Here is a 14,679-nt window from a genome sequence, read left to right as displayed (position 1 = left end):
GGAGAGGTGAAAAAAATAACAACCTGTCAGGCAACTTTTTTGGTTATTAACAAACGTTTATCGCCGTTGAGAAGGGTGGTTGCAAAGATGTAAATATCTCCGCCCTCGCGTAAAGATAATTTTTTCCTTAATTCGGCTACAGATTGCGGGAAGTTTCGAACGGTTAGATTAGCCTTTAAGTCAGGGATGGCCAGTTTAACCGTTTTTGCATCAGGTCTGATCAACTGATTGAATCTGAAAACACGCCCCGGAAAGTCTTTGCGAAGTTCTGTACTGGTATATAAATGGCTGTTGGGCGCTAGCTTTGTCAACCCGAATCGGGCACCGACCAATCGAAAAACACCGGCTTTCATAACGGCCGCATTGGGCTCATACAGGTAGGTCTGCGGGTCTCCAAACGGTACCTCTGCCAATCGTTCATCATCTTGTTTGAAACAAAAGGTTAAGGCTTGTCCATTGATCAGGTTAACACTGTTAACCTGAATACTTTTTGAGTCAATTGGCTGACTGCCAAGTACAAATAAGACTTCCTTCACTTCGCCTTGTACGGCAACGACATGAATGGATTCGACGGTTTTTCCTAACTGTCGAACCGCCAGATCAATGTCGAGCAAGGGGGAGGCTTTCAGTAAAATTCGCTTCGACCCTTCCTGCAAGGCCATCAACGTTTCGGGCTGGGTAATGTCCGGTTCGCAATCCTGAAGCAGAACAACTTTCCCCCCCGTCTCATCTCGCCGATGTGGGTCCAGGTATAGCCAGTCGGCAGGAGCTTCGGCTGACGTCCTTACGATGGACAGACCATCAGCCGTATGGATAATTACGTTAGCCGTTCCCAGGTGCGGCAGGTTATAAGCAGCCAGACTGGCAAGTTCCGGGTTTCGCTCTACGTAGATAACCTGTTTCATACGTTGGGAAAAAGCCCAGGTGTCAACCCCCATGCCGCCGGTAAGGTCCAGCAACCGATTCCCACTCACGAGCGAAGCTTTATACTGAGCGGTCTCCTCAGACGATGCCTGTTCAACCGAAAGGCCCGGTGGAAACACCAGGGCGTCATTTGCGTACCAGGTGGGTAGTTTATCTTTCGCTTTTTGCCGGGCAGCTATCTGAGCGGCCAGTTTCCTGATATCCAGACCAGGCGGTGCCGCTTTTAGCAGTAAAGCGCTGACATTGTCGGTCAGGTGAGTTTGTATGTAGGTGCGTTCAGGTATAGAAAGCGTAATCACAATAAGTAATCTTTTATTTTTTCGTCTCCTTCTTCTACCGTGTAACCTATACTGACGTGTGAGCGTTGCAGACCGGCTAATCAAATTAATACTTCCAACGTAAGGAACTTGTTAAGCCGACCCAAACGCTCAGGCACTATAAGTCAGGCTTTTTCGCCATAATTTTCCAGCCGGTCTGTTCGTCATTGTAGCCAATGCCACAACAAAAATAGGCGCTTATCAGGCATTTCTTGTGGCTGTAGTTCTGTATGGTTTAATTCAGTTGCTGCCTGGGTTAATCAAGGCGATATCCGGTACGAGTTGGAAAAAGTAGTTTAGAACCAGCTCAACCGAACACGCGAGGGTAGGGTAATACTGGTGAGCAAGTTGCCGGTTTCCGGTTCTATTCAGTAGAGACGCCGGAGTAACTGCCTTTTCGATCGGACAAGAGCCTGGATTGTAGCTCGACGTCAACTCGCACATGTGCCAATCTAAACCACTTTGCTGGCTTTCTCTCAGCCTTATTTATTCCATTTTACACCCTGTATCGGCCCAGTCGCCGTTAAAATCGGGTACCTCCGGGCAAGTCGAATTCTGGCTGACCGATCCAGTACATGCGGTTTTGTTTAAAAAACAAGCTCCGCTGGTATCACGCGAAAGTAAAAACGTGACTGACTCACCGGCAACTATCCGGGTAGACCCGGCCAAAACCTATCAAACTATTGATGGCTTCGGGTACACGTTAACGGGGGGGAGTGCCCTGCTCATAAACCAAATGGAGCCCACTGCCCGGATGTCCCTCCTCACCGAACTCTTTTCGACTTCAGGTAAGGGCATTGGTGTTAGCTACCTGCGGGTTAGCATTGGCGCATCGGATTTAGATGAACGGGTATTTTCGTATGATGATCTGCCAGCGGGGGCAACGGACCCGAACCTGGTTAAATTCAGTCTGGCCCCGGATGAGCCGCATCTGATTCCCGTTCTGAAACAGATCCTATCAATCAACCCTAACCTCAAAATTTTAGGGTCACCCTGGTCGCCACCTGTATGGATGAAGTCCAACGGAAATTCAAAAGGTGGAAGCCTGAAACTGGAGTACTACGATGTGTATGCCCGGTATTTCGTCCGGTACATTCAGGGCATGAAGAAAGCAGGTATTCCGATCGATGCGATAACCATTCAGAATGAACCCTTGCATCCGGGCAACAACCCCAGTATGCTGATGCTCCCCGCCGAACAGGCGCTTTTCATCCGGAAAAGTCTGGGCCCGGCCTTTAAAAAAGCCGGGATTAAAACCAAAATTATTCTGTACGATCACAATGCCGACCGGCCGGACTATCCGCTGTCGGTGTTGGCCGATCCTGAAGTGCGTAAATACGTGGATGGTTCGGCGTTCCACCTGTACGCTGGCCCGATCAGCGCGCTTTCGGAGGTTCACCAGGCGTTTCCTGACAAGAATATCTATTTTACCGAACAGTGGATTGGGGCGCCCGGCAATCTGAAAGGGGACTTGAACTGGCATGTTCGGGAATTGATTATCGGGGCTACCCGCAACTGGAGCCGCACGGTGCTGGAGTGGAATCTGGCCGCTGACCCCGACCAAAAGCCGCACACGCCCGGCGGATGTGATCAATGTCTGGGAGCGTTAACGATCCGGGACAATACCGTAAAGCGGAATCCCGCCTATTACATTGTGGCACTGGCGGCAAAATTTGTCCGGCCGGGTTCGGTGCGTATCGATTCAGACCTGCCTAAGTCCCTGCCCAACGTTGCGTTTAAGACACCTGATGGAAAAACGGTCATGATTCTACTGAACGATAGCCCATCCACGCAGCGAATCCGTATTATCAGTCAGAATAGATATACCCAGGCTACTCTGGCCGGTGGTGCTGTCGCAACTCTGGTCTGGTAACGGGAATAAATCGTTGACAAATTATCGACAGGCTTTGCTGTCCGTAAAACATATGCATAACCCAGGCAGAATCGCCAGCTATCTTATCCTGCCAGCCTTGGTTCTTGTGGCGGCTGGTTTGTCATTTGTGTCGGTCGATCCGTTGAACAACCCGGCGGCACCGGCTTTCCCCGCTGAGTTGACTACCTTCTCGGCAAGCCCGGCCAACCCGGTTTTTACCGGTACCGGTGCCGATACCTGGGATCAGAAAATTCGTGAGCGCGGGTACATTCTGTACGAAGATGGACTGTACCACCTGTGGTATACGGGTTACCGGGAGGGGACCAATCAAACCCGCTCCCTGGGGTATGCCACCTCGCCGGATGGACTCACCTGGACTCGTTACAAGGGGAATCCAATCCATGCTTCCTCCTGGGTAGAAGATATGTCGGTGGTGAAATATGGTACTACCTATTACATGTTTGCGGAAGGGCAGAATGATGTGGCACACCTGCTTACGTCCACCGACCGAATCCACTGGCTGGAACGCGGCCCGATTGACATCCGCTACACCAACCACCAGCCGCTGAGTGCAGGGCCATACGGTACTCCCACCATTTGGCAGGAAAAAGGTACCTGGTACCTTTTTTACGAACGAAAGGATGCCGCTGTCTGGCTCGCAACTTCCAAAGACCTAACCGTCTGGACAAATGTGCAGGATGAGCCGGTACTCACAAAAGGACCGGCCGATTACGATCGCCATGCGGTGGCCATGAATCAGGTTATTCGCTACAAAGGAGCCTATTATGCCTATTATCACGCTTCGGCTTTTGCTGATTGGCGCGAGTGGTCCACGAACGTAGCGGTGTCGAAAGACCTGATTCACTGGACAAAATACTGCGGTAACCCGATTGTGGGCGGTAATCGGTCGAGTGGGATTCTGGTCAATGACGGTTCTGGATTTCGGCTGTTTACCATGCATCCGGCCGTTAACGTCTTTCTGCCGGTGCGTACCGCCCGAAAAACTGACTGATGCTTATCAGTTTTTCCGAAGCTCCCGAACTATATTTTCCGGGCCAACAGCTTCGATAGCGGGTGGTCCATCCGGATAATTGCGGAAGCTTGTATTCTCAATGAGGGCAGGGTAAGGCTTGAACGTAATCCAGCGAAGAGGCCATTTACGAAGCCATAAGGCGGCTGATGTCAGGCCCAGAAACCAGCCCGGCGGTTTCGGGTACCCGAATGCGGTTCGAAGTTGATCGCTGATGAGCGCCGAGAAAGCGGGCTGCACCACCGGATGCAGAAAGCGGGGAAACCAGCCCTGAACAATTCGAACGGTGGCATCCGCAATCTTGCGGTTGCTCTCGGTAAACCGAAAGTGCCTCTTCTCATACGCAGCCGTAGCTTCCCGAAAATCAGCCATGGTATCCGGCAGGTCGTGCAGGTTCATGCGTCGGCCCACCTCCCGGAAGAAATAAAAAAATGCCTGTTCTTCGGCTGTCGTCAGTTGCCGCCATCCGTACCGGCGTATCCAGTCAATGGGGTAAAAGACAAACGTAGCCAGCACAAACAGATAATCGGCATTGTCGATTTTGTAGTAATTATGGATGTGGTTCATGTGGGTGATGGCCCGCATACCCTTTTCGCTGTCGTAGCCCGACTCCAGAAACTCAGAAATCAGCCGACTGGTATCGTCGTACCGCTTTTGACCATGTCGTTCAAATTCGCCGGTGCGGGCCAGTAAACCCGATATGCGCGGGCTGGCATAGGTGTGGAACAGGGCCAGTTCCAGCGACCGGGTAATGTCGAAAGGGAATTCATAGGCCGTCAGTAAATGCACCATGCGCTGGTTGTCGCGAACAGGATCGAGACGCGCCAGTTCCCGTTGTACGGCCGGATTGCGCAACAGGACGAGTCGTTTGGCATAGTTAGTATTCATGAGGAAGGATATGGGTTTCTATGTGCAACCACCCTTTACAAAGTTCGCATAGAAATGAACAGCAAAACAGACGTTGATGACTGTTTCTACTGGGCGGTTTGGTCAGACTAAAACAGGATGACTGTAAACGAACTCTCCCGAATGGCTAACGTGCCATTCGGGAGAGACTTTAGTACCTGTCTGCTGACTCTTGTTTCTCTTCTAGCCCTCAAGACGGGTTTTAAAGCGAATTTTTGAATAACTACTATGGATAAATACTATAAGTAATAGCAACGGTATGGTACGGTAGTCGAAATCACTCTAATCAGGATTGGGCCTTTGATAACCCAATCCCGGACTTTTCAGCCTTTCATGGTTTTTTGTTACGGTAGTATTTACAGATTACAGTGTATTTACGCGTTACGGCACTAGTTAACAGTTACGGTTTATGTACAAGTTACGGCAGGTATTTACAAGTTACGGTACCAGGTATTTTTAATCAGTTTCGTTACGGGAGGTGAAGTAAAGTAAACGGTGGGTATCAGTCCATGCTTGATTGGCGTATTATTAACCTCATTCTAATCAGGTACTACCGGCGTCTGACAGGTTCATTTAGCAGATACTGCCACTCAGATTCAAGCTCATTGATTACAGGTGATAAGAATCTGCCATCAAAGGCTTCAACAGGTAAGGAAATCCGGTGATCTTCGTCAATGATCTCTGCTTTCATAAGCTGATCCCCTCGCGATGCAATACTGCTAAGTGCGTCTAAAGCCGTTTCGATAGTGGCAAACCACCATGAAAAATTGCGTTGGCTGGCGTTTTGGTCCTGGGTTGTGAATAATAATAGCATGAAGGTTAATCGTTACGTTCATTCAAAAGTATAGTGGTTTGTCAGCTTGGCCACTGATGAATGTCAGCGGATTCGGTGAGGTAAATCATCTAGCCCTCCGGCAAGCCCTTTTTAAGGAAATAAGCACGTTTTAACCGCCTTTATGGGGTAGCCTTAAGTTACTTACAGTGCAGAATTATAAAGAATTAAATCGAATTTTAATGAAAATATAAAAAGTAGTAAACATAGAGAGGGTTGATGCGAATCAGTTCGTCATTGTCGGAAGTCAGGATGGTAAATTGCTTACATATTTCGACGGTACTTTCCGCCTACCGAATAGAGTGCATTGGTTAGCTGCCCCAGCGAACACACCTTTGTGGCTTCCATCAGGCTCTCAAAAATATTCCCGTTAGTCAGGGCAGCGGTTTGCAGCTCACGCAGTGCCTGCCCGGCTTTAGCCCGATGGTGTTCCTGAAAAGCCCGGCAGGAGTCGACAGCATACCGCTTTTCATCATCGGTGGAGCGAATGACTTCGGCAGGTACAACAGTAGGCGAGCCCGCCGGGTCGAGGAAGGTATTGACGCCGACTATCGGCAGGTCGCCATTGTGTTTCAGCGTCTCGTAATACATCGACTCTTCCTGAATCTTAATGCGCTGGTACATCCGCTCCATGGCGCCTAATACGCCACCCCGTTCGTTGATGGCCAGAAATTCCTGATAAACGGCTTCTTCGACCAGCTCCGTCAACTCGTCGACGATAAACGCTCCCTGCAAAGGATTTTCGTTTGTCGTCAGGCCAAATTCCCGGTTTATAATCAACTGAATCGCCATTGCCCGCCGAACTGATTCTTCGGTAGGGGTAGTAATAGCTTCATCATAAGCGTTGGTATGCAGAGAGTTACAGTTGTCGTATATGGCCAGCAGCGCCTGTAAGGTAGTGCGAATGTCGTTAAAGGCAATTTCCTGCGCGTGCAAACTCCGCCCCGACGTTTGAATGTGGTATTTCAGTTTCTGAGAACGGTCGTTCCCCTTGTATTTATGCCGCATGGCCTTAGCCCAAATTCGTCGGGCAACCCGGCCTAATACAGTGTATTCCGGATCCATGCCATTCGAGAAAAAGAACGATAGGTTGGGTGCAAAAGCATCGATGTGCATCCCCCGGCTCAAGTAGTACTCAACAAACGTGAACCCATTGGAAAGTGTGAAGGCCAGCTGCGAAATGGGATTGGCCCCGGCTTCGGCAATATGATAGCCCGATATGGAAACGGAATAAAAATTCTGTACCCGGTTATCCGTGAAATACTGCTGAATATCGCCCATCATCTTCAGCGCGAATTCAGTCGAGAATATACAGGTATTCTGGGCCTGATCTTCCTTCAGAATATCGGCCTGAACCGTCCCGCGAACCTTTCGGAGGGTGTCGGCTTTGAGTTGTTCATACACCTCAGGCGGCAACACCTGATCGCCGGTAGTGCCAAGAAGCAGCAGGCCCAGCCCGTCATTTCCCTCCGGAAGTTCTCCCTGGTAGATGGGGTCAGTGGCTTTGCGGGTATAGGACCTCCCTTCGGCCCGTAACCATTTTTCGCACTGCTGATCGATGGCCGCGTTCAGGAAAAAGCCCAGCAGGATAGGGGCAGGTCCGTTAATGGTCATCGACACTGATGTGGATGGGTTGCAGAGGTCGAAGCCGGAGTAGAGTTTCTTGGCGTCGTCCAGGGTACAGATGCTCACACCTGAGTTACCGATTTTGCCGAAAATGTCGGGTCGCATGGCCGGATCTTCGCCGTAGAGGGTGACGGAGTCGAAGGCAGTGGAGAGTCGTTTTGCCGGTAAGCCTTTCGATACGTAGTGAAACCGCCGGTTGGTGCGTTCCGGGCCACCCTCGCCGGCAAACATCCGGGTAGGGTCTTCGCCTTCCCGCTTCAGGGGGAATACGCCCGCCGTAAACGGAAATTCGCCCGGCACATTTTCGGTTAAAAGCCAGCGCAGCACATCCCCTGAATCACTGTATTTGGGCAGACTGACCTTGGGTATTTTCAGGTGAGAAAGCGTCTCGGTATAAAGCGGCTGACGAATTACTTTATCCCGCACGGTGAATTCGTAGAACTCGTTCGTATACCGTTTCTGCATGGCAGGCCACTGCTGCAGGAGTTGGCGGCAGTCTGGATCGAGACGTCCTTCCCGCTCGGCAAACAAACGCTGAAGTTCTTCTTTCCCGGCGCCGTCGGGTAGCAGCCCGATAGCACCTGATAACTGATAAAGCTGTCGGGCCAGCGTCGTTTGTTCGTTCACGAAATCGGCATAACGTCGGCTTTCTTCCACAATTTCGGCCAGGTAGCGAACCCGATCGGTGGGGATAATCGCCTTAGGCGTAGGGTGGATGGTATTGTGTAGATTGACCGTTTCCGCGGGTGGCTGTTGCATACCCAACAGCCGCATCAGCCGGTCGAAAAGCCGGTTCATGCCCGCATCGTTGAACTGCGAGGCAATCGTACCCAGAATTGGAAGGTCATCATCCGGAATGTCCCAGCTATTGTGGTTTCGCCGGTATTGCTTCCGAACATCGCGCAGGGCATCGAGTGAGCCGCGTTTGTCGAATTTGTTAATGGCAATGACGTCTGCGAAGTCAAGCATGTCGATTTTTTCCAACTGCGTGGCTGCTCCATATTCGGCCGTCATCACATACAGCGTTTTATCGGCATGTTCCGTGATTTCCGTATCGGACTGCCCAATACCCGATGTTTCCACGATGATCAGGTCGAATTGAGCTGTCCTACATACGTCGATTGCATCCTGAACATGGCGGCTCAGCGCCAGATTGGACTGGCGGGTGGCCAGCGATCGCATGTACACGCGAGGGGAGTGGATGGCGTTCATCCGAATCCGGTCGCCGAGCAATGCCCCCCCCGATTTGCGTTTGGACGGATCGACGGAAATGATGGCTAGGGTCCGGTCAGGATAGGTGCGTAAAAAACGAAGCACCAGTTCATCGACGAGGGAGGATTTTCCCGCTCCGCCCGTGCCGGTGATGCCCAATACGGGAGCATACCGGGTAGAGTCGGGAAGGAGCCGCTGTTTGAGGAAGTGATCCGGGTGATTTTCGGCCTGGCTAATCAGCCGGGCAATTTGCTGAGCATCTGTTTGGGTGGGCGTATCGTTTTGAGTTGGGGTGGGGGTATCAAAGTCACATTGCGTCAATAAATCATCAATCATCCCCTGCAATCCCATGGCCCGGCCATCGTCCGGTGAGTAGATACGGGCGATTCCATAGGCATGAAGTTCGTCAATTTCGGAGGGGAGAATCGTGCCACCTCCACCGCCAAAGAGTTTAATATGACCAGCCCCGCGTTCGTTGAGCAGGTCGTACATGTATTTAAAAAATTCCAGGTGGCCGCCCTGGTAACTGGTCACGGCAATGCCCTGAACATCTTCCTGAATGGCGCAATCCACAATCTCGGCCACAGAACGGTTGTGACCCAGGTGAATAACCTCAGCCCCGGATGCCTGCATCAGCCGACGCATCAGGTTAATAGCTGCGTCGTGGCCATCGAATAACGAGGCCGAAGTGACAATGCGGATTTTATGAGTAAATGCTTGGGGCTTTGCGTGAGCAGGTTCTGGTTTTTTAGCAGTTATCATAGGTAAAGGAATACAAAAGGTCAACGAAAAAAGCGGGGAAGTTGCGTCGCTTACTCTGGCGAAATGGGGTAGGCATCAGGCCTGGAGACGAACCTCGGGCACAAACAGGCGAAACAGGGTGCCATCCTGTCGATGAAATTTAAACTCACCTTCCAGTTGTTCGCTGAGGGAAGCGATCAGCCGTTTACCGAACGACGATGGAGCCGATGTCAGTTGCCAGGCGGCTACATCGATGCCCGGTCCATTATCCTGCACCTCCAGCGTAATGCCCGATTCCGACGCCTGATTCAGTAGCGCAATGCGAAGAAAGGGCCTATGCTGACTTTGGTAGGCATACTTGAAGGCATTCGTGGCTAATTCATTAACGATAAGACCCAGGGGCATGGCAACGTCTACATCAAGTTTGGGTTGCTCGACCGTCAACAGCAAATCAAATTCGTCGGCCTGGTGTCCATACGCCCGCATCAGGCTGGCCGAGAGGTCGGTCAGGTATTCCCGCATATCCACCGTCGTTACCTGTTCTGTCTGGTACAATCGCTGGTGAATCATAGCCATAGCTTCGACCCGCTGCTGCCCCTCCCGAACGGCTTGCACCGCCTTTTCGTCGCTGAGCCGATTGGACTGGAGCTTCAGCAGGCTGGACACAATGGCCAGATTATTTTTCACGCGGTGGTGTAACTCCTTCATTAGCAGTGCCATCTGGTCGGACTGCTGCTGGATCTTTAAACGGCTGTGCTGCACACGCCTGTAAAGCCAAAAAAGTGTTCCGAGTAATAGCGTAAGTACTATCAGCCCGGCAATACCTGTCCAGATCTGGCGTTCCTGCAAGGCATTGGTCTTCAGGAGCTGATTGATCTCGGCCTCTTTCTGCTGCGTTTGGTACCGGGTTTCCAGTTCGGCCAACTGGCGGTTTTTTGTTTCATTGACGATGCTGTCCCGGTTAATTACCTGTTGTTTATAGTAAGCCAAGGCCTGTTGGTAATTGCCCTTTCTTTCCGCAATATGGCTCAGGTGGTCATTGATGTCGGCGAGTACGCTGTACTTATTTGTACCCGTTTCCTGAACCCATTTTAGTGCTTGCTTACAGTATTTTTCAGCTTCATCCAGTTTGTTCTGCGGAATGAGTGCGTAGGGCATACTGGCCCAGATAAACCCAAGAAAATACCCATCCTTCTCCCTGGTGGCAAACCGTTCGGCCTGGCGGAATTTGTCCTCGGCGCGGGTATATAGCTGCCAGTTTTTGTCCATCAGTGCCGAATTGAACAAAGCTGTATAGTAGGTTAACGAATCACCCTTTTGTTTATAGTAGGCCAATGCTTTTTGCATGTAGGCGTCCGCCTGCTTTTCGTCTTTTCGGTGACTCAGGAGATGAGCCATTTGTTCATAAAACTGCACCAACACTTCGTTGATCCCGGCCTGTTTGGCCAGTTTCATTCCTAGTTCTGCGTAGTGAAAGGCCTGTTTATCATCATGGAGCCGATCATAACTAAAACTTATGAAATACAGAGTGCTGGCAATATTGCGGACGTCATTCGTTTTTTTGAACGCACTCAAGGCCCGCTGGTAGTACGCTATGGCCTGAGTGTAGTCGCTCACGTGTTCGTACCAGTACCCCACCCCCCGATAGGCCAGGCCGATCGATGCGGGGTTGCCCAGCCGCTGGGCTAGCTGAAGCGCCTGCTGATAGGCCTGACGTGCATTTTTGAGCTGTCCACCGCTGACCAGCGAATCGCCAACCTGCCCAAGTGCCCATACCCTGGCAGAATCGGGGGCATTTTCCATAGATGCCGGAAGCCAGTTAGCTTGTGCGATGGATTCACCTGCCTGTGCCAACGCACATACAATCAGCAGGAGTGTGTAAGTTGAGCGGACAGTCATAGGGCGGTGTGCTAACAAAGAGTATCGACTAGGATTACCCAAGGTACACGATTTTCGCCTGCACACAAAGTGCGGCTATGACGGGCAGACGAAGAAGGGCCAAAGCGATCGGGCTGCCGTACCCGACTGTCTTACCTTTGATCCGGTAATGTGGTCGCTGCCCCCTAGTTCTGGATCGGAAAATAAATACTGAACGTGGCCCCTTCACCTGGCTGGCTGTTGGCGATGATGGCTCCACCGTGGTTGGCAACTACCTTCTCGCAGATAGCCAAACCGATACCTGTTCCGGCAAACTCACTTTTGCCGTGCAGCCGCTGAAAGATCTGAAATATCCGGTCAGCGTATTTTTCGTCGAAACCAATTCCATTATCCGACACCTGTATCCGGTAGTATGCCCGCGCCTGTCGGGTAGGTTTAACCAGTACGGGCAAGTTTCCTGCGGTGAGGATGTCGTAGTGGACATGAATGTGAGGGGCCTGATTCGGTTTGCTGAATTTCAGGGCATTGCTGAGCAAATTCTGAAAAAGCTGTTCCAACTGGGAACGATCCCCCTGAATGTTGGGCAGGAGCGCTACCTCGATAATGGCCCCGGTCTCCTGAATACGCAATTCCAGATCACTGAGAACGGTTTCTATGGCGTTGTTCAGCGAAACCAGCGCCGTAACGTTTTGCCATGTGGAAATGCGGGAGAAGCTGAGCAAGTCCCGAATCAGGGTCGACATGCGCGATGCGGCTGCCTGCATGCGTTCGAGGTAGTTGATCCCTTCACCTAGTTGAGCGCCATATTGAGCGCTTAATAGATCGCCAAATTGCTGGACTTTACGAAGGGGTTCCTGTAAATCGTGACTGGCTATATACGCAAATCGTTCGAGGTTTTGGTTGGAACGACTGAAAAGCTGGTTTGCTTCTTCCAGTTCTTCATTGGTAGCGGCAAATTCTTCGTTGGCCGATGCCAGTTCTTCGTTAGTAACGGCCAGCTCTTCGTTTATAGCAGCCAGTTCGGCGGTGCGTAGGTTGACCTGTGCTTCCAGTTCCGAAGATAAGTGCCGATAGCGTTCTTCGCTGGCCCGAAGTTCCTGCATAATTTGCCTCTGTTGTTCCAGAGCCTGAAGTTCGGGCCGTAAGTCGCGGTTAACGGCAACCAACGCGTCCAGGTGACCCGTAGCCGGATCGGTCAGGGCAAGAGAGGTTGTATCGACCGGTATTAGCTCCCCGGTTTGAAAATGGCGCATTAGAAGTTTACCTTCCCAATGATGACTGCTCAGTAAAGCGGGTACGGCTTCGTTGAGCAGCATATTCATATCTTCCTCGACAATAAAGTCGTTCAGGTGCTTCGTCTCTACTTCGTCCGGGGTGAGGCCAAGTAACTGTTTACCAAAGGGATTTACATACCGAAAACTGCCATCCAGTTCGGTAATTATCACACAAATGGGCACTTTCTGGACAATAGCCGCTAACTGTAGCTGCTGTTGTTGTGCCAGTACCTGATTGGTCACATCAACGGCGGTATCGATAATAGCGTATACCTGCCCATCTTTATCTAACAGGGGCTTATAGGTAAAGTCAAAATAGTAGGTGCCTAAAACACCGTCCAGTCTAAGTTCAGCACGGGCAGCTTTATCCTGGTAGGTTTTCCCGGTTTTAAATACGCTGTCGAGAATATCCAGAAAGGGTTGCCCCACTATTTCGGGAACACTATCGGCAAGTGGTTTGCCCAGTACAGAACGGTCTTTGCCCCAGTACTGAAGCATTAAATCGTTGACAACGTCAACCCGCATATCGGGCCCGACAAAGAGACAGGTGGCAACAGGCGCTTCTTCGATAATGGCGCGGAAACGGGTCTCACTCTCTTCAACTTTTTTTCGGGCAGACACCTGCTCCGTGACCTCATAAGCCGAAACCAATATACCTTCCGATTGCCCGAGGGCATTTTTAATGGGCTGATAAATAAAGTCAAAGTAAGCATGCCTGATCGACCCCTGACCATTATCCAGCAAAGTCAACATCTCCTTACCCACGAAGGGTTTCGAGTGTGCATAAACGCTATCCAGTATCTCGAAAAAATTCTGATTAGCCAGTTCCGGCAGCGCTTCCCGAACGGGCAATCCCAGCAACTTACGTCCGCCAATTAATTCTTCGTAAGCTGAGTTGACAAAGGTGTAAATATGCGTGGGGCCGGTGAGGATGCATTGAATAGCAGGAGCCTGCATAAAAAGATCGTGCAGTATCTCCTGTGCAGGCAGTACTACACTCTTCTGTTTTTTGGTATGCAGTTTACGGTCAAGGATACGTAATAAGTCAACGAGCCGATCTGTGGCTTTCTCAAAATCCGGTAGTCCCTGACGGGCTTCTTCGATCTGCCCTGCTTTGAACGCCCCGGCTAACTCCCGGCTATTGGTATGCAGGAAGGCGTGAACCTGCTCCAGTTCGCGAACCTCGTCAATCTCTTCGTGGTCGATCAAGGCATGGTTGTAGAGCCATCGACCAAGGGGGCAGGCGTATTGAGACAGGATGTGAATGGGCTGATCAGCTGCTTCGTTAGACAAACTAGCTTTTAACTGATTATTTAAACGTAGATGATCCGCTTGTGCCTGTTGAAAATCGTATGCTGTAATGGGTTTCAAATGAACTACTGGTAACAGGATAAACGTAAAAGAAATACCTGCTTATATTAACTGCTAGTCGACTAAGTAAGTTTTAACTAATAAATTAAACGGTAGCGGGACCACGCTATAGTATCTTAAGCGCAAAAATGAAACTCTCCTGGACTTTTTACCCGAAAGGCGAAGCCGCGATCACACTAACCGTCGTTTATAAACCGGAACTGGACGGGATGGCCGTTGGCGGAGGAGGTATTCTCGATGTGGATCAAAACACTGCCTATGTCGACTGGGCAACCTACAAACGCTTCGATGATTCGTCCGTTGAGAGTCGGAAGGACGCTTACAACCGCTTGACCAGACTGGACGGGCCTAGTGAGGCCGCTAACCTGATCCGGTTACTAATGTGAAAACTAGCGCTTTTGATCGATTCATAGCGGCAGTTTTATGGGGCATTCCATTTTTTAGTCATGCCTGTCAATCAAAACGTATGCTGGGTATTGAACGGACGGATTTGACTTGTAGCGGAAGATTCTATGTTCAACCCCTTTCCTGAAGGTATAGATAGGCATAAAAAAACCGCAAAAACAGACAGTTTTCGCGGTTTTTAAATTTCGGACTACACGTCCTGGTAGGAAGTAGCGGGCTCGAACCGCTGACCTCTGCTCTGTCAAAGCAGCGCTCTGAACCAACTGAGCTAACCTCCTTTGAGCCCGGTC

General features: G+C 50.7%; 9 protein-coding genes and 1 tRNA gene. 3 read left to right on the top strand and 7 right to left on the bottom strand.

Features of this window, described 5'->3' with window-relative positions; genetic code table 11:
- Positions 1–26 precede the first annotated feature (26 nt).
- Entirely contained in the window at positions 27–1,223 is a 1,197-nt protein-coding gene (locus tag ACYVJM_RS02195; protein ID WP_461146566.1) for a THUMP-like domain-containing protein, read from the bottom strand.
- A gap of 460 nt (positions 1,224–1,683) precedes the next feature.
- On the opposite strand from ACYVJM_RS02195, the gene ACYVJM_RS02190 reads away from it, so the two are divergent.
- Positions 1,684–3,114 (top strand): glycoside hydrolase family 30 protein, encoded by a 1,431-nt coding sequence (locus ACYVJM_RS02190; RefSeq protein WP_461146565.1) that lies wholly within the window; start codon positions 1,684–1,686, stop codon positions 3,112–3,114.
- Positions 3,115–3,166: 52 nt separating this feature from the next.
- Positions 3,167–4,126 (top strand): glycoside hydrolase family protein, encoded by a 960-nt coding sequence (locus tag ACYVJM_RS02185; protein WP_461146564.1) that lies wholly within the window; start codon positions 3,167–3,169, stop codon positions 4,124–4,126.
- Between the two features lie 6 nt (positions 4,127–4,132).
- On the opposite strand, the gene ACYVJM_RS02180 is transcribed toward ACYVJM_RS02185, so the two are convergent.
- The 5 genes from ACYVJM_RS02180 to ACYVJM_RS02160 all read right to left on the bottom strand — a co-directional run bounded on the left by ACYVJM_RS02180 (position 4,133) and on the right by ACYVJM_RS02160 (position 13,906).
- A complete protein-coding gene (locus ACYVJM_RS02180) occupies positions 4,133–5,032 on the bottom strand; it encodes an oxygenase MpaB family protein (RefSeq protein WP_461146563.1) in 900 nt (299 codons plus the stop codon).
- A gap of 568 nt (positions 5,033–5,600) precedes the next feature.
- Positions 5,601–5,864 (bottom strand): hypothetical protein, encoded by a 264-nt coding sequence (locus tag ACYVJM_RS02175; RefSeq protein ID WP_461146562.1) that lies wholly within the window; start codon positions 5,862–5,864, stop codon positions 5,601–5,603.
- Positions 5,865–6,146: 282 nt separating this feature from the next.
- On the bottom strand, positions 6,147–9,482 hold the full coding sequence (locus tag ACYVJM_RS02170) for a methylmalonyl-CoA mutase family protein (RefSeq protein WP_461146561.1): 3,336 nt from the start codon (positions 9,480–9,482) through the stop codon (positions 6,147–6,149).
- A gap of 75 nt (positions 9,483–9,557) precedes the next feature.
- Positions 9,558–11,360: a tetratricopeptide repeat-containing sensor histidine kinase gene (locus tag ACYVJM_RS02165; protein WP_461146560.1), complete on the bottom strand. Its 1,803-nt coding sequence runs from the start codon at positions 11,358–11,360 to the stop codon at positions 9,558–9,560.
- Positions 11,361–11,524: 164 nt separating this feature from the next.
- Positions 11,525–13,906, bottom strand: a complete 2,382-nt coding sequence (locus tag ACYVJM_RS02160) for an ATP-binding protein (protein WP_461146559.1) — start codon at positions 13,904–13,906, stop codon at positions 11,525–11,527.
- A gap of 206 nt (positions 13,907–14,112) precedes the next feature.
- On the opposite strand from ACYVJM_RS02160, the gene ACYVJM_RS02155 reads away from it, so the two are divergent.
- Entirely contained in the window at positions 14,113–14,370 is a 258-nt protein-coding gene (locus tag ACYVJM_RS02155; RefSeq protein WP_461146558.1) for a hypothetical protein, read from the top strand.
- Positions 14,371–14,589: 219 nt separating this feature from the next.
- On the opposite strand, the gene ACYVJM_RS02150 is transcribed toward ACYVJM_RS02155, so the two are convergent.
- Positions 14,590–14,667, bottom strand: a tRNA-Val gene (locus ACYVJM_RS02150).
- Positions 14,668–14,679 lie beyond the last annotated feature (12 nt).

Source organism: Spirosoma pulveris, from assembly GCF_054781875.1.
The sequence above is the reverse complement of the archived record's forward strand: the minus strand, read 5'-3'. Positions and strand labels throughout refer to the sequence as shown.

Excerpts from the sequence above, each read along its gene's own strand:
- ACYVJM_RS02190 (WP_461146565.1), top strand. The coding sequence starts at position 1,684 with ATGTGCCAATCTAAACCACTTTGCTGGCTTTCTCTCAGCCTTATTTAT.
- ACYVJM_RS02185 (WP_461146564.1), top strand. The coding sequence starts at position 3,167 with ATGCATAACCCAGGCAGAATCGCCAGCTATCTTATCCTGCCAGCCTTG.
- ACYVJM_RS02180 (WP_461146563.1), bottom strand. The coding sequence starts at position 5,032 with ATGAATACTAACTATGCCAAACGACTCGTCCTGTTGCGCAATCCGGCC.
- ACYVJM_RS02175 (WP_461146562.1), bottom strand. The coding sequence starts at position 5,864 with ATGCTATTATTATTCACAACCCAGGACCAAAACGCCAGCCAACGCAAT.
- ACYVJM_RS02170 (WP_461146561.1), bottom strand. The coding sequence starts at position 9,482 with ATGATAACTGCTAAAAAACCAGAACCTGCTCACGCAAAGCCCCAAGCA.
- ACYVJM_RS02165 (WP_461146560.1), bottom strand. The coding sequence starts at position 11,360 with ATGACTGTCCGCTCAACTTACACACTCCTGCTGATTGTATGTGCGTTG.
- ACYVJM_RS02155 (WP_461146558.1), top strand. The coding sequence starts at position 14,113 with ATGAAACTCTCCTGGACTTTTTACCCGAAAGGCGAAGCCGCGATCACA.